Here is a 20,834-nt window from a genome sequence, read left to right as displayed (position 1 = left end):
CAGCTGAGCTATACCCCCAATTCATGCCCGTAAAAACGGGTGAACGGGGCGCATAATATGAAACGTCGCTACCCCTGTCAACGGCTAAATCCGTTTCTCAATTCAAGCGCTGAAAAAGCCGCCAAATCCCCCATTCCACAGGGAAAAATCCTCTGCCATCAGGGAAATTTTCAGACAGACGCTTTGTTTTACAATTTGTCCGCCAGCCCGCATTTTTCCTAGCTTTCTGATCTGCTTACGCATTTCCTTAACATCTATGTCCGAATGATTAATAAAATGTTAGCAGACTATGATAATCGCCTTGTTTTGAGATAAATCTCAGAATAGACTTCTCGCGCAATAATCATAACTTACACCATTCGAGCACTCCCATGTCCTTGTATTCACCTAAAGAAATCGCATCCATCGCCGTCACAGCGGGCGTTAATAAAAGCCGCGCCACCGTGTTGAATTTGTTAATTTTGGGCTTTCTGGCTGGCGCATTCATCGCCACCGGTTTCCTTCTGGATCTGCATGTAATAGGGACATTACCTGCATCCTGGGGTTCATTCAGTAACTTGCTTGGCGCTGCCGTCTTCCCGGTAGGCATCATTCTGACCGTGTTAGCAGGGGGAGAACTGCTGACCGGTAATATGATGACCTTACCTATCGCCTGGTTCGCGCGTCAGATCAGCCTTTACGCGGTGCTGCGTAACTGGTTCTGGGTCACTGTCGCTAACCTGCTGGGCAGCCTGGCAGTGGCCTATTTCTTCGGCCACGTTCTGGGGCTGACGGAAGGCGCTTTCCTGAGCAAAACGGTGGCAACCGCCACCGCGAAGGTCAACGCAGACTTCATGCATGCGTTCATTTCCGGTATCGGCTGTAACTGGCTGGTGTGTCTGGCAATCTGGCTGGCCTTCGCCAGCAAAGAAGTTGGCGGCAAAGTGATCGGCATGTGGTTCCCGGTTATGGCGTTCGTGGCCATCGGCTTCCAGCACGTGGTAGCAAATATGTTTATCGTGCCTGCGGCAATCTTTGCCGGTGCGCTGAGCTGGTCAGAATACCTGCCTAACTTCGTGGCCGTGTTCCTCGGTAACGCCGTAGGTGGTGCGGGCTTCGTTGGCCTGATGTATTTCCTGGCCTACCGCCCGACCGTTGAAACACCGGCAACTGAACAACGTTAATTAAGACGTTTTTCACACCCGGGTTTTACGAAAAGAAAAAGCCAGCCGGTTTCCCGCGCTGGCTTTTTTATCGCTATTTAACCGCCATTACTGTGCTTGTGTTTCGCGCTCAGCAATAAAGGCTAACGCCATATCGATACGCGCCAGCACACGGCTCTGGCCGATAGCGTGAACGGTGACATCAACACCTGGTGACTGGCCTGCGCCCGTTACCGCAACGCGCAGTGGCATACCAACTTTACCCATCCCTACTTCCAGCTCATCCGCCGTGCCCTGAATCGCATGGTGAATGTTTTCAGCGGTCCAGTCAGTGATAGCAGCCAGTTTGGCGCGAACCACTTCCAGCGGCTGACGTGCAACCGGGCGTAAGTGTTTCTTCGCCGCATCGGCATCAAACTCTGCAAAATCTTCGTAGAAGTAACGGCAGGACTCCGCCATCTCTTTCAGCGTCTTGCAACGTTCGCCCAACAGGGTCACGATTTCAAACAGCTGCGGACCGTTACGGGTTTCGATACCCGCCTGCTCAACATGCCACAGCAGATGGGTCGCCACGTAATGCGGATCCATCGTGTTAATGTAGTGATGGTTCAGCCATTGCAGTTTTTCAGTGTTAAACGCACTGGCAGATTTGCTGACGTTTTCCAGTGAGAACAGCGCTTTCATCTCGTCGCGGCTGAAAATTTCCTGATCGCCATGAGACCAGCCCAGACGCACCAGATAGTTCAGCAGCGCTTCCGGCAGATAACCGTCATCACGGTATTGCATCACGCCGACCGCACCGTGGCGTTTGGACAGTTTTTTACCGTCGTCACCCAGAATCATAGAAACGTGCGCGTAAACCGGTACCGGCGCGCCCAGCGCTTTCAGGATGTTTATCTGACGCGGCGTATTGTTGATATGGTCTTCGCCACGGATAACGTGGGTGATTTCCATATCCCAGTCATCGACAACGACACAGAAATTATAGGTCGGTGAACCGTCGGTACGGCGGATGATCAGATCATCCAGCTCGTCATTACTGAATTCGATCGGTCCGCGGATCTGATCGTCAAAGATGACAGAACCTTCCTGCGGGTTACGAAAACGCACCACACACGGCTCATCAGCAGCGTGATGTTCGTGGCTGTCGCGGCAGCGGCCGTCATAACGAGGCTTCTCGTTATTTGCCATTTGTTCTTCACGCAGCGCTTCCAGACGTTCTTTAGAGCAATAGCATTTATAAGCCGTGCCGTTTTCCAGCATCTCATCAATCACCGCGTTATAACGGTCAAAACGCTTGGTCTGGAAATACGGGCCTTCATCCCAGTCCAGATTCAGCCAGTTCATGCCATCCATAATCGCGTCGATAGCTGCCTGAGTGGAACGTTCGAGATCGGTGTCTTCGATACGCAGCACAAACTCACCGCCAAGGTTGCGGGCAAAGAGCCAGGAATAGAGCGCGGTACGGGCGCCACCGACGTGCAGATAGCCGGTCGGGCTTGGGGCAAAACGGGTTTTGATTTTCATCTGGGTGCAACCTTAATCACGCAACGCCAAAAAACGTCGCTATCAATTAACAAAAAGTGGCTGACATTCTACCACTCTGCCCTGATTCCTCAACGCACAACCAGGGGCAGTCACGTGGTTTAAGGCCATGAATGCGTAAAGAATCGACTACGCGGGCGAGAAACACGTCAGGTTGACTAAAAATAAGCCGAATGAACATTTTTGTTTTTAAAAAGCGTTGACGTAATTTCAAGTATCCCTATAATGCGACTCCATCACGACGGGGGCGATTAGCTCAGTTGGTAGAGCATCTCCTTTACACGGAGGGGGTCGGCGGTTCGAGCCCGTCATCGCCCACCACTTCTGCGGGCCGTTAGCTCAGTTGGTAGAGCAGTTGACTTTTAATCAATTGGTCGCTGGTTCGAATCCAGCACGGCCCACCAATTCAGAGAAAAGCGCCTATAGGCGCTTTTTTCGTTTCTGTACTCCGGTAATTTTTTCCCTTCTCCTACTCCAGTTTAAACATCGGCACGACCTTATTGTGTAGCGCCGGATTATCGCTTTCATCTTTCAGATTGACGCCCGACAACTGGCGATGGAAAGATTGTTCGAGCAGCCAGGCGAGTTTAAAAGCCGCCTGCGGATAATTCAGCCCTTCCGGCCGCACATTGGAAATACAATTTCGTTCCGATTCCAGTCTTTTGGTATGGGGCCCCCAGGTCATGTAAATGCCTAAACTGTCGGGAGATGACAATCCCGGACGTTCTCCGATCAAAATCGCTACCGCCTTCGCTTTCATCACCTGCGCAATATCATCGCCCAGTGCCACCCGCGACTGATGCGCCAGCACCACAGGCCCGATTTTCAGCTCCAGCGTGCGCAGATAGGGCAATAACGCCGCAATCAGCGGTACGGCCTGCCGGTGCACGGCTTTCGATGACAAACCGTCAGCGATGACCAGCACCACGTCGGCAGGCTCCGGCGCCAGACGCAGCAAGGCCTGACGGCTGCTTTCTGACAACTTGCGGCCAAGATCAGGACGACACAGATAGGTCGCCCTGTCCGGTGCAGCGCTGGCAACGGTCAGCGTTTCCAGCCCCAGCGCGTAAAGTTCGGGTTCGAGCTTCTGGCTGTCAAAGGGCTGATGCACGGCATCACGCGCCTGCGCATGGGCTAAACCAAATCGCAGCAGCTCATCGGTGGGCAGACTCGAACCGGTACGTCCCAGCGCGATACGTGCGGCCGTAAACTGACGCAGAGTTTCCCACGGGTTGCTATGCACCAGCGGCGATAATCCCTGCTCTTTTTCTTTATTCATCAGCACAGACCTCAGCTCAGTTGCGGCAACTGACGCAGTAACGGATGGGACGCCCGGGTATCCTGCAAGACGCCCTGCGGATCGATAATTTTCATTTTCTCCAGCCATACGGCAAATTCCGGCGCATGTTTCAGCCCGAGTAATTCACGGATGTATAACGCGTCATGGAAAGAAGTGCTCTGATAATTGAGCATGATGTCATCCGCGCCCGGTACGCCAATCAGGAACGTCAGCCCGGCAGTGCCGAGCAGCGTCAGCAAGGTATCCATATCATCCTGATCGGCTTCTGCATGATTGGTATAACAGACATCGCAGCCCAGCGGCACGCCCAGCAGTTTGCCGCAGAAATGGTCTTCCAGACCCGCACGGATAATTTGTTTACCGTCATACAAATACTCCGGGCCGATAAAACCCACCACGGTGTTAATCAGCAGCGGTGAAAAATGGCGGGCGATGGCGTACGCACGCGCCTCACAGGTTTGCTGATCGACCCCAAAATGCGCATTGGCAGATAAACAACTGCCCTGCCCGGTTTCGAAATACATCACATTGTCGCCGAGCGTGCCACGCTTAAGACTGAGCGCCGCCTGTTGCGCTTCCTCCAGCAGCGCCAGATTGATACCAAACCCGCTGTTCGCCGCTTCAGTTCCCGCTATCGACTGAAACACCAGATCAACCGGTGCGCCGCGCTCCACCAGTTTGATGGTGTTAGTGACATGCGTCAGAACACAGGACTGCGTGGGAATTTCAAAGCGCGTAATGATGTCATCAAGCATGTAATTGAGGTTTTCCAGCAGCGGTAAGCTGTCGCTGGCAGGATTAATGCCAATCACCGCGTCGCCGGAGCCATATAACAAACCGTCGAGCATACTGGCAGCAATGCCCTGTAAATTATCGGTCGGATGGTTCGGTTGCAGGCGCACGCTCATGTGCCCCGGCAGCCCGATAGTATTGCGGAATTGAGTAATCACCCGGCATTTTTTAGCCACCAGGATCAGATCCTGATTGCGCATCAGTTTGCTGACGGCAGCCGCCATTTCGGGCGTGATCCCGCGGGCGACGGCTGCCAACACAACGCTGTCGGTTTTTTCACTCAACAACCAGTCGCGGAAATCCCCGACGGTGAGATGCGAAATCGCGGCAAACGCCGCGACATCATGAGTATCGACAATCAACCGCGTGACCTCATCGTCCTCATACGGCACCAGCAATTGTTGCAGGAAGGTTTTGAGCGGCACATCAGCCAGTGCCATTTTTGCCGCCATGCGCTCTTCAGCGCTGGCGGCAGCCACTTCAGCCAGATAGTCGCCCGACCGTGCGGGCGACGCCTTTGCCATCAGTTCGCGTAAATCCTTAAACTGATACCTTCGGTGACTTAATGTCGTCTGAAACATAACACTCCTTAGCGCGCCGGATTATTTGCTGCTTTTAGCGGGAACCGGGCGCAGGCCACGTAATTGCGGATCTTCCGCAGCATCAGTGCGCGACTGATGGGTGATACGGAACCAGGCATACGCCAGCAACATCATGGCGGCGAAGATCAAAAACAGTAAGGTGTTGTAGTAAATCATAGCGATCAGACAGACGACTGCCAGCACCAGCGCCAGAGCAGGTGCAAAAGGATAGAGCGGCGCACGGAACGGACGGATTAAATTCGGTTCGCTGCGGCGGAGTTTAAACAATGCAGCCATCGAAATGATGTACATCACAATGGCGCCAAAGACCGACATTGTCACGATATTGGCCGTCAGTGGCTGGCCGCCAATCACGATCAGTGAATCCGAGAAAATAGCCGCGATGCCAACAACGCCCCCCGCGATAATACCAAGATGCGGTGTCTGGAAACGGGCGTTGACGCTGGCAAGCCGTTTAGGCAAATAACCTGCCCGGGCCAGCGCGAAGATCTGACGGGAATACCCCATGATAATGCCGTGGAAAGAGGCAATCAGGCCAAAAAGCCCCAGCCAGACCAGCATGTGCAGCCAGCCACTGTTGCTGCCGACAATCAGTTTCATGGCCTGCGGTAACGGGTCGTTGATATTCGACAGCTTGGTCCAGTCGCCCACACCACCGGCAAACAACATCACGCCGAGCGCCAGAACGGTCAGAGTCAGAATGCCGCCGATAAAAGCTTTCGGAATGGTACGCTGCGGATCTTTCGCCTCTTCAGCGGCCATTGAGGCACCTTCTATCGCCAGGAAAAACCAGATGGCAAAAGGAATGGCTGCAAAAATACCGGAAAAGGCTGCGGGACTGAAAGTGTCGCTGCCCGCCCATCCACCGTGAACAAAGTTCGACATTTCAAAGCCCGGCGCCACCACGCCCATAAAGACCAGCAATTCAAAAATTGCCAGCAACGTGACCAGCAGTTCAAAGGTGGCGGCGATACTGACGCCGAGAATATTGAGCGCCATAAATACCAGATACGCGCCAACAGCCACCCATTTCGGCTCAATCGACGGGAACTGCACATTGAGATACGCTCCGATCGCCATCGCGATAGCGGGCGGCGCAAAAACAAATTCCACCAGCGTTGCGAAACCCGCGACAAATCCGCCCGTTGGCCCGAACGCACGGTAAGCGTAAGCAAAAGGACCGCCCGCGTGCGGAATCGACGTAGTGAGTTCGGTAAAGCTGAAAATAAAGGCGCAATACATAGCCGCTATCACCAGAGCAGTGATAAGAAAGCCCAGTGTGCCTGCCTGCGCCCAGCCGTAACTCCAGCCAAAATATTCGCCGGAGATAACCAGCCCGACGGCAATGCCCCAAAGTTTAAAACTCCCCAGTGTACGTTTTAAAACAGGTGTGACTTTCGTGGTTTGCATAAATGATCCCCTGCCCGGTGATAATTCAATTTTTGTTGAAAAGAACTGCGACAGCCTTGCTCTTATTTGTGTTGCAAAGGATGGATGTTGCAAAGGCTGTACCACTTAAGAAACCCTCAGCAGGCGCGGCCTGTAGCCGTATTCAGGGGAGGCTTGCTACATTTTAGCGCGCCGCCGTAAGCCGCATATCCGAAATGGTGCGTTGGATAAGCGTCACAAAAGGGCGCTACACTTTGGCTTCTCAGAACGCTGACGTCGGATAAAAGGAGAACATCACGTGGCAACAATGGAACAGCAAATCATCACCTGGCTCAGAGAGGAACCGCTTCATTTGCTGGCACTGACGCAGGCACGCACGCAAAATCTTAACGATGCCTGGCTGGCGGCGGGCTTTGTCCGCAATCTGGTCTGGGACCGGCTACACGGATATGCGCAGGCCACAGCACTCAATGATATCGACGTGGTGTATTTCAATCCGCTGGATTGCTCGCCGGAAGCTGACCAGCGCTATGAACATCGCCTGAAAGCGCAATCGCCCGACCTTCCCTGGTCTGTGAAAAATCAGGCCCGCATGCATGAGCGCCACGGCCATGCGCCCTATGCCTCCAGCGCCGAGGCGATGAGCTACTGGGTGGAAATGGAAACCGCTATCGGCGCAAGAATGAATGCTGACGGGCAAATTGAGCTGAATGCGCCGCTGGGACTGGATGCTTTGTTTGCTTTCAGTATTACGCCAAACCCGCGGCATGCGATCCCCGCAGTTTTTGCCGAGCGGATCAGCAGCAAAAGCTGGCTGACCCGGTGGCCGAAGCTCAGAGTGAAAGCGTTAACCGAATGAAAGCCATAAATACCGTAAGGAATAGGCAAAGCCTGTAAAGCCTCGCTGATTTTTGCCGATATAGCTTAAGCACCTTTACGTGCAAAATTTTATTCTTACTCAATGAGGCTTTTTATGACGACTATCAGCGCGACCAGCAGTTCGGTAAGCTCTGCGTCCACCAGCGACTCAGGCAGTGCCAGCCAGATAGCAAAGCTGACTAAGCAGATTACCAAACTGACTGAGCAGCTCAAAAACGTGGGCAATTCAGGCGGCGATACTGACGAAGTTAAGCAACAGCAAGAACTCCTGCAGCAGCAAATCGAAATGCTGCAACAGCAGATCGCGCAGATTCAACAGCAGCAGGCTCAGAAAGCACTTCAGCAACAGCAGCAACAACAAGCTGACGCTGAAATGAAGAAAGACGAAGGCGTGAATAAGCCTTCAGAAACCAACGCAGTCGATATCTACGTATAACCCCGGTCAAAGCCTGAAACAGCCGGCAAGGTATCAGTGGTTGTACATTCCCTGCTGGCTGCGTTTTTCCCGCAATAAATTCGCCTGCTCTTTCACCACCTGCCAGATGGCCTGTGCAGCGGGTGATAACGACCGGTTTTTACGTCTGACCAGCATCAGCACCCGGTTGATTTCCGGCACCAGGCTTCTGACCACCAGACGGCTCCCTTCCGGCATGGGCAACGCCAGCGCCGGGATAACACTGATACCAATTCCGGCTTCCACCATCGGGAATAACGTGGCTGGATGGCCGATTTCCTGAGTAATCTCCGCTTTCACTTTCTGCGCTTTCAGTGCGCCGTCGATCAGGATCCGGCTTCCTGATGCGTAATCCTGCAGCACCAGTTTTTGGCCGTTCAGTGCCTGCCATTCAACCTCCGGCAGCGCCGCCAGCGGATGATCCTCACGGCACATCAGCAAAAACGGCTCATGCAGAATCGGCTCGCAGTCCAGATCTGTGTTTTCACCCGGATCAATCACAATACCGAAATCCACTTCCGCATTTCTGACGCTGTTAAGCACCAGTTGCTGCGCCTGATCGCGCAACAAAATACGAATGTCCGGATACTGCCGCTCGCCGCTGGAGATACATTGCGGCATCAGTTGCGCCGAAATCGTCTGGCTAGAGGCAATACGCACCCGACCATTATGCTGCGTGCCGAAGCTGCGGGTGTCGAGCAGCATGGCGTGGAGTTCGTCGAGCAACGGCTCGACACGATTCGCCAGACGCAGACCGGCATCAGTGAGCACGACTTCGCGCGTTGTGCGGTCCAGCAACCGCACGCCCATTTCGGCTTCCAGCTCTTTCATACTATGGCTGACAGCCGACTGGCTTAAACCAATGGACTCACCAGCCCGGCTGAAGCTGCCGTAGCGTGAAACGGTCACAAATACGCGAAGTTGCCTGAGCGAATAATTCATGAATTTTCTGCATTAATGGATTAAATAAATCAATTTTTTAATTGTATCGCAAAGACTCAGAATAGCCGCATTCAGAAACAACAAATCCGAGACTTGTTATGCGCTTCTTACCCGATCGCTTTACCCTGACACTCATCGCTACGGTTTTGCTGGCGACGTTCTTCCCGGCCAGCGGCATATTTGTGGCTTTCTTCAATAATCTGACCATTTTCGCCATCGGCCTGCTGTTTTTCATGCATGGCGCAAAACTCTCGCGCGAAGCTATTTTTCAGGGCAGCAATAACTGGCGTCTGCATTTGTGGGTGATGTTCAGTACCTTCATTTTATTCCCGATCCTCGGGCTGCTTTTCCAGTGGTGGCATCCGGTAGACGTCAGTCCGCAAATTTACAGCGGCTTTGTCTATCTGTGTATTTTGCCTGCGACTGTGCAGTCGGCGATTGCGTTTACCTCACTGGCTGGCGGGAACGTAGCGGCAGCGGTGTGCAGCGCCTCCGCATCAAGTCTGCTGGGGATTTTTGTTTCGCCGTTGCTGGTCAGCCTGCTGATGCATGTGCAGGGGGAAACGGGGAATGGTTTAGAACAGGTCTGGCATATTGTTCTGCAACTGCTGGTGCCGTTTGTCGCCGGGCATTTACTCCGTCCGCTGATTGGCGGCTTTGTCGAACGTCACCGTAAAATGATCGGCAAAACCGACCAGACATCGATTTTGCTGGTGGTGTATTCCGCTTTCAGCGAAGCCGTGACGCAGGGGATCTGGCATCAGGTCGGCATCGGTTCACTGCTGTTTATCGTGGTGTTCAGTCTGGTGCTGCTGGCCTTTATCCTGGTGATCAATACCTATATGGCGCGCTGGATGGGCTTTAGCAAACCCGATGAAATTACCATCGTGTTCTGCGGCTCGAAGAAAAGCCTGGCGAACGGTATTCCGATGGCGAACATTCTGTTCCCGGTCAGCGCGATTGGCATGATGGTGCTGCCGCTGATGATTTTTCATCAGGTACAGTTGATGACCTGCGCGGTGCTGGCAAAACGTTATCAGAAAAAACAACAGGAAGCGGCGCTGAAACACGCGCCTGTTACTGAATAAGCTGGCTAAATAGCAGGCAGAAAAAAGGCGCTGAATTCAGCGCCTTTGTTTTATGAGTTGACCCGTTCTCAACAGCGTTTACTCGTCGGTGCCATCGAGTCCCGGACCATTGCGGCGCAGCGGATTGATCAGGTTTTGCAGCCCTTCGCTTTTAATCGTCAGCGTCAGCTGCATCAGTTCACCCAGTTTTCCTTGCGGAAATTCATCTTTGCGGGCGAACCACAGCAAATATTCTTCCGGCAAGTCGATCAGCACCCGTCCGGCGTATTTTCCGAACGGCATCACCCTATTGGCTATCTGGATCAGATCTTCTTTTTCCATGATTTATTCACCCAGCAGACGGATCATTTCCGCCTCGTCGATCACCTCAATGCCCAGTTCCTGCGCTTTCGCCAGCTTGGAACCCGCCGCTTCACCGGCAATCACCAGATCGGTTTTCTTCGACACGCTGCCGGAGACTTTCGCGCCCAGCGCAGTCAGACGATCTTTGGCGTCATCGCGGGAAAGAATCGACAGCGAACCGGTCAGTACCACAGTTTTGCCGGCAAACGGACTGTCGATTTCTTCCGGTACAATGACCTGCACTTCCGGCCAGTGAATATTGATTTCAGGGCTTAACAACTCGTCGATGACCTGCTGGTTATGTTCTTCCGACAGGAAATTCACCACGTGTTTCGCCACGACATCACCCACATCCTGAACGCCTTTCAGCGATTCAATATCTGCCGCTTTAAGCGCCTCAACCGAGCCGTAATGCGCGGCAAGGTTAGCCGCCGTGGCTTCGCCCACTTCACGAATGCCCAGCGCATACAGGAATCTCGCCAGCGTGGTTTCTTTGGCTTTTTCCAGCGCACTGACCACGTTCTGCGCCGATTTCGGTCCCATGCGGTCCAGACCGGTAAGTTTGCCCGCCGTCAGACGGAACAGATCTGCCGGCGTTTTGACATATTCTTTCTCGACCAACTGATCGATGATTTTGTCGCCCATGCCGTCAACGTCCAGCGCCCGGCGGGAGACGAAATGCTTCAGCGCTTCTTTACGCTGTGCACCACAAATCAGACCCGCCGTACAACGCGCCACGGCTTCGCCTTCGACACGTTCAACATCAGAATGACAGACCGGGCAATGCGTCGGGAAAACCACTTCGCGGGCATCTTCAGGACGCTCATCCAGCACCACGCCCACCACCTGCGGGATAACATCTCCGGCACGACGGACAATCACGGTATCGCCGATACGCAGCCCAAGACGTTCGATTTCATCTGCGTTATGCAGCGTGGCATTGCTGACCATCACGCCCGCAACCAGAACCGGCTCCAGACGTGCGACCGGCGTGATCGCACCAGTACGCCCTACCTGAAACTCGACGTCTTTCACCAGCGTGATTTGTTCCTGCGCCGGGAATTTGAAGGCTGTTGCCCAGCGCGGCGCACGTGCCACAAAGCCCAGCGTTTCCTGAATATCCAGCGAGTCAATTTTCACTACCACGCCGTCAATATCAAAGCCCAGTGACGGACGGTCGGCTTCAACCTGACGGTAAAACGCCAGCACTTCTTCGCTGCCGGTACACAGGCGGACGCGATCACTGACCGGTAAACCCCAGGCTTTAAACTGTTGCAGGCGGGCGAAGTGGCTGCGCGGCAGTTCACCCCCTTCCAGCAGGCCAACGCCGTAGCAGAAGAAGGTCAGCGGACGTTTGGCGGTGATACGCGGATCGAGCTGACGTAACGAACCGGCGGCGGCATTACGCGGGTTAGCGAACACTTTCCCTCCCGTACGACGCGCTTCGTCGTTCATCGCTTCAAAGCCCGCTTGTGGCATAAACACCTCACCACGCACTTCAAGGCGCTCAGGAATGTTGCCGCCATGCAGACGCAGAGGAATCGCGCGGATGGTGCGTACGTTCGCGGTGATGTTCTCACCGGTCGTGCCATCGCCACGCGTGGCAGCCTGCACCAGTTCGCCATTTTCATACAACAGGCTCACCGCCAGACCATCAAGTTTCAGCTCGCAGCAGAACGTCAGTGCTTCAGCGGTTTTCAGGCGATCCTGCACGCGTTTATAAAATGCCAGATAGCTTTCTTCATCAAATACGTTGTCCAGCGATAACATCGGTACCCGATGCCTGACCTGTTCAAATGCAGAAAGCGGTGCCGCCCCCACGCGCTGCGTCGGGGAATCCGCGGTGACCAGCTCAGGATGCGCGGTTTCCAGCTCGCGCAATTCGCGCATTAAGCGGTCATACTCGGCATCTGGCACTTCCGGTGCATCCAGAACGTGATACTGATATTCGTGATGGCGCAACTGAGTGCGTAATTGACTGATTTGTTCTTCGATAGTGGCCATGACTCACCGTGGAGATAAAAAACCCCCGGCAAGCGGGGGTCAGGGAAGTGGGTGTTTCACGAACGCCGGACTCAGGCGATCGCCTCGAGGACCTCGCGGATCCGCGCTTTGTACGTTTCGAGCTTCTGCGGCGTAATCATACGACGCTCATCGTCAAGCACCATCGCACCGACATCATCGGCAATACGCTGGGCGGACTGCAGCAACAGTTTGAAGTTCTGATGCGCATCACCGTAGCAAGGTACCATCATAAACAACGTAACGCCTGGGGTGGAGAAATCGGACATATTGTCAGGGTCGAAGGAACCCGGTTTGACCATATTTGCCAGACTGAACAACACCGGACCGCTGCCCGCAGGGCTGACGTGACGATGGAAAATATTCATGGCACCAAACTGGAAACCGGCCTGAAGCACGCTGTTGAGCAACACTTCACCACCGATGACACCGCCCTGATGCGCAGCAACGTGCAATACCAGAACCGTCTCTTTCAGTTTCGCTTTCTCAGCCGGTGCTTCTTCTGCAGGAGCAAAAGGTGCAGCCTGAGGTTCTGCTTTCGCAGCAGGCGCGGCATCAGCATGAATTTCCTGCGGCGGAACAGGTGCGTGCGGTTTAGCTTCAGGCGTGTATTCCTGATGCGCAAAATCTGCGGCAGGTTCGCGACGCGGTGCAGTGACGGGTTCAGCAGCTGAATAACCACTCAGCAAGGGATCATCCTGCACAGCATGTTGCTGCGGCTGAGCCGGTTGCTGAGGACGAGCAACAGATGCTGGCGCTGGCTGCGCAGGGGAAACCTGCGGCTGACGTGGCGGTGCAGTCTGTTCGGGCTCGTCATACTGACCTAAAGTCGGTTCATCCTGAGGATAAGCAGGACGCACGCGCACTTCCCCCACTCCATCGACAAAATCTTCGGACGGAGATTGTTCCCGTTCTTTTTTCACACGTTTAGCTGGACGATCGCGGAAAAGCGAAGAGCGTTCTTTACGGCTGGTCCACAAACCGTGTAACAACAACGCTATTATGGCGATCGCGCCAACAACGATTAATATCAGACGCAAATCCTGCATCATTGCTATCTCTGTTGTTCTAATACATTGCCACCACGGCAAACATTCACATGATTAACTCTATTTGCCCACGTAGATAAGTGCAAGTCTCGACTCTACTTTCTGCTAATAAATAGGGCAGTTGCACCTTTTTTTGCTGTTTTTTCAGCCAATCCACCGCTAGCCAGTGGAAAATCATACCGATATGATAGCCCATGTCATTCAACTCAGAGAGAAAATTTCGTTTATGACCTCCTCGCACAGCACCAGACAACAAAATGGTGTGCATTATTTCAAACAAGGCTGGGCGCTCATTTCCTTGCCGGGGATACGACGTTTTGTGATTTTACCCCTCGCCGTCAACGTGCTGTTGATGGGCGGCGCATTCTGGTGGCTGTTCACCAAACTGGGTGAATGGATCCCGGCGATGATGAGCAAGGTGCCGTCGTGGCTCAGCTGGCTGGATTATCTGATCTGGCCGGTCGCGGTGCTTTCTGTCGTGCTGGTGTTCAGCTATCTCTTCAGCACCCTCGCCAACTGGATAGCCGCCCCCTTCAGCGGATTGCTCGCCGAACAACTCGAAGCGCGTCTGACAGGGAAAACGCTGCCTGATACCGGCATCTGGGACATCATGAAAGATTTACCGCGTATCATGAAACGTGAATGGCAGAAACTGGCGTATTACCTGCCGCGCGCCCTGCTGCTGTTCGCGCTGTACTTTATTCCGGTGATCGGCCAGACCGTGGCCCCGGTGCTGTGGTTCTTCTTCAGCGCGTGGATGGTCGTCATTCAATATTGCGATTATCCGTTCGATAACCACAAAGTCAGCTTTGCCGATATGCGCCGTTCGCTCGGCAGCAACAAAATCGACAACATGCAGTTTGGTTCGCTGGTCAGCCTGTTTACGATGATCCCGTTGCTGAATCTGGTGATCCTGCCGGTTGCCGTGTGCGGCGCGACGGCCATGTGGTGTGATCGTTATCGCAATATTTACGTTAAAAGCGATGTTTATAACAATAGTATCGACGTGAATTCCAGCCGCAAATAACGTTTTTTATTCACAGCCGCCTGCGGGCGGCTGCCTGCTATGCTTGACTTTTCTCCCTCAAACTTATTTCTTAATAACGTATCGATATAGCAAATACCAAAACCTTACTTCACTGGGAAAGCGGTTCGCGTATGCTTTCCTGATTCCCACTAATTTCATAGTGTTGAAAGCTTCACACCGTGAATATTTCATACAGTTAAAGGACGGGTTATGAGCAAGATCTATGAAGACAATTCATTAACAATTGGCCACACGCCACTGGTTCGCCTGAACCGTATCGGTAATGGTCGAATTCTGGCTAAGGTCGAGTCACGTAACCCGAGCTTCAGCGTAAAATGCCGTATCGGTGCCAACATGATCTGGGATGCTGAAAAGAAAGGCATTCTGACCAAAGATATCGAACTGGTTGAACCTACCAGCGGTAACACGGGTATCGCACTGGCCTATGTGGCTGCTGCGCGCGGTTACAAGCTGACACTGACTATGCCGGAAACCATGAGCGTTGAACGCCGTAAGCTGCTCAAAGCGCTCGGCGCCAATCTGGTGTTAACCGAAGGCGCCAAAGGTATGAAAGGGGCGATTGCCAAAGCCGAAGAAATTCAGGCCAGTGATCCGCAGCGCTATCTTATTCTTCAGCAGTTCAGCAACCCGGCCAACCCGGCTATCCACGAGCAAACCACCGGCCCGGAAATCTGGGAAGATACCGATGGCGCAGTGGATGTGCTGATTGCAGGCGTGGGTACCGGCGGGACTATCACCGGAACGGGCCGTTATCTGAAAAGTAAAAAAAGCAGCGTGAAACTGGTGGCCGTTGAGCCAACAGACTCCCCGGTTATCACCCAGACGCTCAACGGTGAAGAAGTGAAGCCGGGCCCGCATAAAATCCAGGGTATCGGCGCAGGCTTTATTCCGGGTAACCTGGATCTGGCATTGCTGGATCGTGTCACGCTAATCACCAACGACGAATCCATTCAGATGGCACGCCGTCTGATGGAAGAAGAAGGCATTCTGGCCGGGATTTCTTCCGGTGCGGCGGTTGAAGCTGCGGTGAAATTATCCAAAGAACCGGAGTTTGCAGATAAAACGATTGTGGTTATTCTGCCTTCTTCCGGTGAACGCTATCTGAGTACCGCATTGTTTGCAGATTTATTCACTGAAAAAGAATTGCAACAATAATGCCACATCCTTAAAAGCGGCCAAAAAAGCACCTCGAGGGGTGCTTTTTTGTGGCCTGCGTCAAACTTTACACCACTTCGTCATTGATTTTACCCGCCAGGTTTAGTATTTAACCGGACAATTATTTCGATGCTCGAAATTAATCGCTTCCACGAGTCTTCCCCGCTGAATCGATTTACTGATTTGTTACACGAGGGGAAAAGACGGCATAATGGAGGAATAACAGAAAAAGCCTGGATCCAGGGCAAAGAGTTTTATCGCTGAGTGCGTTATTTTCTCTTTTCTGTTGCATCTGAACCTGCCCCTGAACCATAGTCAGGCGCGAATCTCTACAGGCTAAAGTGAAGGCCATAAGCTAAACTTTAGCTCCACAACATTACTTTAATAAGTTGGGGAAACAACAATGTTCCAGCAAGAAGTTACTATTACCGCTCCTAATGGTCTGCACACTCGCCCTGCTGCACAGTTCGTGAAAGAAGCTAAAGGTTTCGCTTCTGACATCACCGTGACTTCAAACGGTAAAAGCGCCAGTGCTAAAAGCCTTTTCAAACTGCAAACTCTGGGCCTGACCCAAGGTACCGTTGTGACCCTCTCAGCTGAAGGTGAAGACGAGCAGAAAGCCGTTGAACACTTGGTAAAACTGATGGCAGAGCTCGAGTAATACACAGCCGCTCTTATAAAGTTTAAACCAGTCAAGAGAAAGGTAGGGTTATGATTTCAGGCATTTTAGTATCTCCCGGTATCGCTTTCGGCAAAGCACTTCTGTTGAAAGAAGATGAAATTGTCATCAACCGGAAAAAAATCTCTCCAGATCACGTTGATCAGGAAGTTGAACGTTTCCTGACGGGCCGTGCGAAAGCGTCTGCTCAACTGGAAGTGATCAAGACCAAAGCCGGTGAGACCTTCGGTGAAGAGAAAGAAGCCATCTTCGAAGGCCACATCATGTTGTTGGAAGACGAAGAGCTTGAACAGGAAATCATAGCCCTCATCAAAGACGAGCACGCTTCTGCTGACGCTGCAGCTTTCTCTGTCATTGAAGGCCAGGCGAAAGCCCTGGAAGAGCTTGATGACGAATACCTGAAAGAACGTGCGGCTGACGTGCGTGACATCGGTAAACGCCTGCTGCGCAACATTCTGAACATGACCATCGTTGATCTGAGCTCCATCCAGGACGAAGTTATCCTGGTTGCGACCGATCTGACGCCATCAGAAACAGCGCAGCTGAACCTGAACAAGGTTCTGGGCTTTATCACTGATTTGGGTGGTCGTACTTCCCACACCTCAATCATGGCCCGCTCCCTGGAACTGCCTGCTATCGTGGGTACCAGCGATGTGACCAAACAAGTTAAAAATGATGACTATCTGATCCTCGATGCTGTTAACAATAAAATCTATGTCAACCCGACAGCAGACGTTATTGACGAGCTGAAAGCCGTTCAGAACCAGTACATCACTGAAAAAGACGAACTGACTAAACTGAAAGACTTGCCGGCTATCACGCTTGATGGTCATCAGGTTGAAGTTTGTGCCAACATCGGTACCGTGCGCGACGTCGCCGGTGCAGAGCGCAATGGCGCTGAAGGTGTCGGCCTGTATCGTACAGAATTCCTGTTCATGGATCGTGACAGTCTGCCTACCGAAGAAGAGCAATTCCAGGCGTATAAAGCCGTTGCTGAAGCGATGGGGTCACAGGCGGTTATCGTACGCACCATGGACATCGGCGGTGACAAAGACCTGCCGTACATGAACCTGCCGAAAGAAGAAAACCCGTTCCTGGGCTGGCGCGCAATCCGTATCTGTCTGGATCGCAAAGAAATTCTTCACGATCAGCTGAAAGGTATTCTGCGTGCTTCTGCGTTCGGTAAACTGCGCATCATGTTCCCGATGATCATTTCTGTTGAAGAAGTGCGTGAACTGAAAGCAGAACTCGAAATGCTGAAAGTGCAGCTTCGTGAAAAAGGCCAGGCATTCGATGAGACTATCGAAGTCGGCGTGATGGTGGAAACACCCGCAGCGGCTGTGATTGCGCATCACCTGGCGAAAGAAGTCGATTTCTTCAGTATTGGTACAAACGATCTTACCCAGTATACTTTGGCGGTGGATCGCGGTAACGAGCTGATTTCTCATCTGTACAACCCAATGTCTCCGTCTGTACTTGGTTTAATTAAACAAGTTATTGACGCATCTCATGCTGCCGGTAAATGGACAGGGATGTGCGGCGAGCTAGCCGGTGACGAACGTGCTACACTTCTTCTATTGGGCATGGGGTTAGATGAGTTCAGCATGAGCGCTATCTCTATCCCACGCATCAAGAAAATTATTCGCAATACAAACTTCGAAGATGTGAAAGCGCTGGCAGACCAGGCCCTGGCCCAACCTACGGCGCAAGAGTTGATGAACCTGGTTAACAAGTTCATTGAAGAAAAAACACTCTGCTAATTGCGCGATGCTGGTAAAGCTGCCCAAATTAATGCTTAGGAGAAGATCATGGGTTTGTTCGATAAACTGAAATCATTGGTTTCTGATGATAAAAAAGACGTTGGCACTATTGAAATCGTAGCGCCAATCTCTGGTGAAATTGTCAACATTGAAGATGTGCCAGACGTTGTTTTCGCTGAGAAAATCGTTGGTGACGGTATTGCTATCAAACCATCTGGCAACAAAATGGTTGCTCCGGTTGACGGCACTATCGGTAAAATCTTCGAAACTAACCATGCTTTCTCAATCGAATCCGACAGTGGCATTGAGTTGTTCGTGCACTTCGGTATCGACACCGTTGAACTGAAAGGCGAAGGCTTCAAACGCATCGCTGAAGAAGGTCAACGTGTTAAGAAAGGCGATTTGGTTATCGAGTTTGATCTGGCTCTGCTGGAAGAGAAAGCGAAGTCTACTTTGACTCCGGTTGTCATCTCTAACATGGACGAGATCAAAGAGCTGATTAAACTGACTGGTAGCGTGACTGTGGGCGAAACCCCAATCATCCGCATCAGGAAGTAATTTGCTCAGCGAGAAGTAAAAAAACGGCGCCTAATCAGCGCCGTTTTTTATTGCCTCACATTTGCCAGTGCGGGACTTGAAGGCTGATGATCAGGCCATGAGGCTGCGCGTTACGGGCATCTACTTTCCCCTCATGCGCCAACATCACTTTGCGGGTGATCGCAAGCCCCAGGCCGTAGCCTTTGCCTGACAGCGGCGATTTCACGCGCACGAACGGGTCAAAGATACTCGACAGCTTATCTTCTTCCACGCCCGGCCCCTGATCGGCCACTTCAATTTGCAAATACTGTTCAACCTGAGCCAGTGAAACACTGATAGTTTGGCCGCGGGCCGAAAAACGCAGGGCATTACGCACCACATTATCCACCGCACGACGCATCAGCTCAGCATTACCCTTCACGGTGTAATCCATATTATCCGGAGACCCGGGGTACATCGCGATTTCGACCCCCGGCAACTGCGCTTCATAGCGGGCATCATTAACGACCGCCTCCACCAATCCGTAGAGATCGAAATACTCTTCATCAGGGATTTCACTGCTTTCAGTACGTGACAACGCCAGCAGTTCGCCAATCATTTTATCCAGCCTGCCCGCTTCGTGTTCTATGCGACTCAGGGAGCTTTCGACATTCGACGGATTCTGCCGCGCCAGACCGATTGCCAGTTGCAAACGCGCCAGCGGAGAACGCAGTTCATGCGAGACATCATGCAACAGCTCTTCACGCGCTTTGACCAGCACCTGCAGGCGTTCAGCCATAGAGTCAAAATCACGCGCCACTTCAGACAGCTCATCGTGCCGCTTACCCATACTGGTAAACAGGCGGACTGATAAATCCCCCTGCGCCACCCGTCCGAAGGCTTTACGCATTTGCAACATTGGCCGCGTCAGGTTCCATGCCAGTACGGCGCTGAACAGTAAACCGCCCAGTCCACCCAGCCATAACAGTGGCGGCGGCATATTCAGCCAGTCCCTGTGACGTCTCGGGCGATATTCATGCATCAGCCCGTCAACATCATATTTCAGCCGGTAACCCTGCCCGTCCGGTCCCTGCACAAACTGCACGACTTCATGCGGAATTTTACCGGGTTCCAGATCCTTAATCGTATTGCCTTTAGCAGGCAGCAACGACGGCGACACTGAGAAGAATTGTCGGTCATCTTGCGGCCAGTCGGCCATCATGGCGTTAAGAGCAGGCAGACCGCCGTAATGCAGCGTGGAAACAGCCGAGGTAATTTGCAGTTTCACAAACCGGCGGGCAATTCCGCTTTCCGGCGGTTCATGTGGATTGTAGAAAGCAAAAACCACCCAGAGGCCCTGAGTGATCGCCACGAAAGTAAACCAGAATCCCAGCAGTATTTTCCAGAACAGTCTGCCGCGCAGTCGTTTAGCGGATTCGATAGCCAATGCTGCGCACCGTTTCAATAGTCAGAATATCGCCACCTTCCAGTGACCCCAGTTTCTGACGGATGTTACTGATATGCACATCAATACTGCGGTCATAAGCTTCGCGCGGACGCCCGAGACCTTTTTCCGACAACTCATCTTTCGATACCACGCGTTCAGGAGAACGTAACAGTAACTCCAGAAGGTTGAACTCAGAAGCCGTCAGATCGAATGGCACGCCGCGCCATTCACTGCTGCGGGTCGCCGGATTGAGCGTCAGATCGCCATAGTTGACCGAGGAGTTATCAGAGTGTGATTCCTGCTGCTCTTCCACACGACGCAGCACAGCACGCAGACGCGCCACCAGTTCGCGCGGATAGCACGGCTTTGGCATGTAATCATCTGCGCCCATTTCCAGACCGATGACACGATCAATGTTGTCACCCTTCGCGGTCAGCATGATGATCGGCAGACGGCTGTTTTTACGCACCTGACGCAATACATCAATACCGCTCATGTCCGGCAGCATAATGTCGAGGATCATTGCGGTATATTCGCCAGACATCGCACCTTCCACACCCGCTTTACCGGTCAGCACCAGAGAAGCATCAAAGCCTTCTGCGATCAGGTATTCGCTGAGCATGGTGCCTAATTCAAGATCGTCATCGACTAATAAAATTTTCATTCTTCATTTCCGCCTGGCT

General features: G+C 52.7%; 20 protein-coding genes and 2 tRNA genes. 11 read left to right on the top strand and 11 right to left on the bottom strand.

Translation table 11 applies throughout. The annotated features are described in order from the left end of the window. Window positions 1-102 precede the first annotated feature (102 nt). Window positions 103-243: a hypothetical protein gene (locus tag UC14_RS26780; RefSeq protein ID WP_153374863.1), complete on the bottom strand. Its 141-nt coding sequence runs from the start codon at window positions 241-243 to the stop codon at window positions 103-105. A gap of 128 nt (window positions 244-371) precedes the next feature. Here UC14_RS26780 and UC14_RS21450 point away from each other — a divergent pair, with 128 nt between their 5' ends. After that, window positions 372-1,163 carry a formate/nitrite transporter family protein gene (locus tag UC14_RS21450; protein WP_013574448.1) on the top strand — a complete coding sequence of 264 codons (792 nt, stop codon included), beginning with the start codon at window positions 372-374 and terminating at the stop codon, window positions 1,161-1,163. Between the two features lie 87 nt (window positions 1,164-1,250). Here UC14_RS21450 and gltX read toward each other — a convergent pair whose 3' ends face one another. Beyond that, on the bottom strand, window positions 1,251-2,669 hold the full coding sequence (gene gltX / locus UC14_RS21445) for a glutamate--tRNA ligase (RefSeq protein ID WP_013574447.1): 1,419 nt from the start codon (window positions 2,667-2,669) through the stop codon (window positions 1,251-1,253). A gap of 263 nt (window positions 2,670-2,932) precedes the next feature. On the opposite strand from gltX, the gene UC14_RS21440 reads away from it, so the two are divergent. Together UC14_RS21440 and UC14_RS21435 are read left to right on the top strand one after the other, a co-directional pair. After that, window positions 2,933-3,008: transfer RNA gene (locus tag UC14_RS21440), tRNA-Val, on the top strand. Window positions 3,009-3,015: 7 nt separating this feature from the next. Next, a tRNA-Lys gene (locus tag UC14_RS21435) sits at window positions 3,016-3,091 on the top strand. Window positions 3,092-3,156: 65 nt separating this feature from the next. Here the strand turns inward: UC14_RS21435 and eutC are convergent. From eutC to eat, 3 genes are read right to left on the bottom strand one after another with little or no spacing between them, the layout of a single operon-like run. Then, on the bottom strand, window positions 3,157-3,966 hold the full coding sequence (gene eutC, locus UC14_RS21430; RefSeq protein ID WP_013574446.1) for an ethanolamine ammonia-lyase subunit EutC: 810 nt from the start codon (window positions 3,964-3,966) through the stop codon (window positions 3,157-3,159). Window positions 3,967-3,977: 11 nt separating this feature from the next. After that, window positions 3,978-5,360 (bottom strand): ethanolamine ammonia-lyase subunit EutB, encoded by a 1,383-nt coding sequence (locus UC14_RS21425; RefSeq protein WP_013574445.1) that lies wholly within the window; start codon window positions 5,358-5,360, stop codon window positions 3,978-3,980. Window positions 5,361-5,381: 21 nt separating this feature from the next. Next, window positions 5,382-6,791, bottom strand: coding sequence for an ethanolamine permease (gene eat, locus UC14_RS21420; RefSeq protein WP_015689496.1), 1,410 nt, complete (start codon window positions 6,789-6,791; stop codon window positions 5,382-5,384). Window positions 6,792-7,077: 286 nt separating this feature from the next. Between eat and UC14_RS21415 the strand changes: the two genes are divergently transcribed. Both UC14_RS21415 and UC14_RS21410 read left to right on the top strand, forming a co-directional pair. Continuing rightward, window positions 7,078-7,629 carry a nucleotidyltransferase family protein gene (locus UC14_RS21415; RefSeq protein WP_015689495.1) on the top strand — a complete coding sequence of 184 codons (552 nt, stop codon included), beginning with the start codon at window positions 7,078-7,080 and terminating at the stop codon, window positions 7,627-7,629. Window positions 7,630-7,743: 114 nt separating this feature from the next. After that, a complete protein-coding gene (locus UC14_RS21410) occupies window positions 7,744-8,085 on the top strand; it encodes a FlxA-like family protein (RefSeq protein WP_013574442.1) in 342 nt (113 codons plus the stop codon). A 33-nt stretch (window positions 8,086-8,118) separates the two neighbouring features. Here UC14_RS21410 and UC14_RS21405 read toward each other — a convergent pair whose 3' ends face one another. Next, window positions 8,119-9,045 (bottom strand): LysR family transcriptional regulator, encoded by a 927-nt coding sequence (locus UC14_RS21405; RefSeq protein WP_112198400.1) that lies wholly within the window; start codon window positions 9,043-9,045, stop codon window positions 8,119-8,121. A 98-nt stretch (window positions 9,046-9,143) separates the two neighbouring features. Between UC14_RS21405 and UC14_RS21400 the strand changes: the two genes are divergently transcribed. Then, a complete protein-coding gene (locus UC14_RS21400) occupies window positions 9,144-10,133 on the top strand; it encodes a bile acid:sodium symporter family protein (protein WP_013574440.1) in 990 nt (329 codons plus the stop codon). Between the two features lie 78 nt (window positions 10,134-10,211). Here the strand turns inward: UC14_RS21400 and UC14_RS21395 are convergent, their stop codons facing one another. The 3 genes from UC14_RS21395 to zipA form a co-directional block, all read right to left on the bottom strand. Next, entirely contained in the window at window positions 10,212-10,454 is a 243-nt protein-coding gene (locus UC14_RS21395) for a DUF3820 family protein (RefSeq protein ID WP_013574439.1), read from the bottom strand. A gap of 3 nt (window positions 10,455-10,457) precedes the next feature. Next, window positions 10,458-12,479: an NAD-dependent DNA ligase LigA gene (gene ligA, locus UC14_RS21390; RefSeq protein WP_112198399.1), complete on the bottom strand. Its 2,022-nt coding sequence runs from the start codon at window positions 12,477-12,479 to the stop codon at window positions 10,458-10,460. Between the two features lie 71 nt (window positions 12,480-12,550). Continuing rightward, on the bottom strand, window positions 12,551-13,549 hold the full coding sequence (gene zipA / locus UC14_RS21385; RefSeq protein ID WP_015689493.1) for a cell division protein ZipA: 999 nt from the start codon (window positions 13,547-13,549) through the stop codon (window positions 12,551-12,553). A 223-nt stretch (window positions 13,550-13,772) separates the two neighbouring features. Here zipA and cysZ point away from each other — a divergent pair, with 223 nt between their 5' ends. The 5 genes from cysZ to crr all read left to right on the top strand — a co-directional run bounded on the left by cysZ (window position 13,773) and on the right by crr (window position 18,746). Then, the gene (gene cysZ / locus UC14_RS21380; RefSeq protein WP_015689492.1) at window positions 13,773-14,573 is read left to right on the top strand and encodes a sulfate transporter CysZ; all 801 of its coding nucleotides are present in this window, start codon (window positions 13,773-13,775) and stop codon (window positions 14,571-14,573) included. A gap of 210 nt (window positions 14,574-14,783) precedes the next feature. After that, entirely contained in the window at window positions 14,784-15,749 is a 966-nt protein-coding gene (gene cysK, locus UC14_RS21375; RefSeq protein WP_013574434.1) for a cysteine synthase A, read from the top strand. Window positions 15,750-16,152: 403 nt separating this feature from the next. Beyond that, window positions 16,153-16,410 carry a phosphocarrier protein Hpr gene (ptsH, locus tag UC14_RS21365; RefSeq protein WP_013574433.1) on the top strand — a complete coding sequence of 86 codons (258 nt, stop codon included), beginning with the start codon at window positions 16,153-16,155 and terminating at the stop codon, window positions 16,408-16,410. 50 nt (window positions 16,411-16,460) lie between these two features. Beyond that, entirely contained in the window at window positions 16,461-18,188 is a 1,728-nt protein-coding gene (ptsI, locus tag UC14_RS21360; RefSeq protein WP_013574432.1) for a phosphoenolpyruvate-protein phosphotransferase PtsI, read from the top strand. Window positions 18,189-18,236: 48 nt separating this feature from the next. After that, complete coding sequence (gene crr / locus UC14_RS21355) at window positions 18,237-18,746, top strand: PTS glucose transporter subunit IIA (RefSeq protein WP_013574431.1); 510 nt, start codon at window positions 18,237-18,239, stop codon at window positions 18,744-18,746. A gap of 55 nt (window positions 18,747-18,801) precedes the next feature. Here crr and UC14_RS21350 read toward each other — a convergent pair whose 3' ends face one another. Then, entirely contained in the window at window positions 18,802-20,151 is a 1,350-nt protein-coding gene (locus UC14_RS21350; RefSeq protein WP_013574430.1) for an ATP-binding protein, read from the bottom strand. Continuing rightward, on the bottom strand, window positions 20,132-20,815 hold the full coding sequence (locus UC14_RS21345; RefSeq protein WP_013574429.1) for a response regulator transcription factor: 684 nt from the start codon (window positions 20,813-20,815) through the stop codon (window positions 20,132-20,134). The genes UC14_RS21350 and UC14_RS21345 overlap by 20 nt, the downstream gene beginning before the upstream one ends. Between the last annotated feature and the right edge of the window lie 19 nt (window positions 20,816-20,834).

It is taken from the genome of Rahnella sp. NRRL B-41462, assembly GCF_003263525.1.
GTDB lineage: Bacteria > Pseudomonadota > Gammaproteobacteria > Enterobacterales > Enterobacteriaceae > Rahnella > Rahnella aceris.
This window is presented reverse-complemented; position numbering and strand designations above follow the sequence as displayed.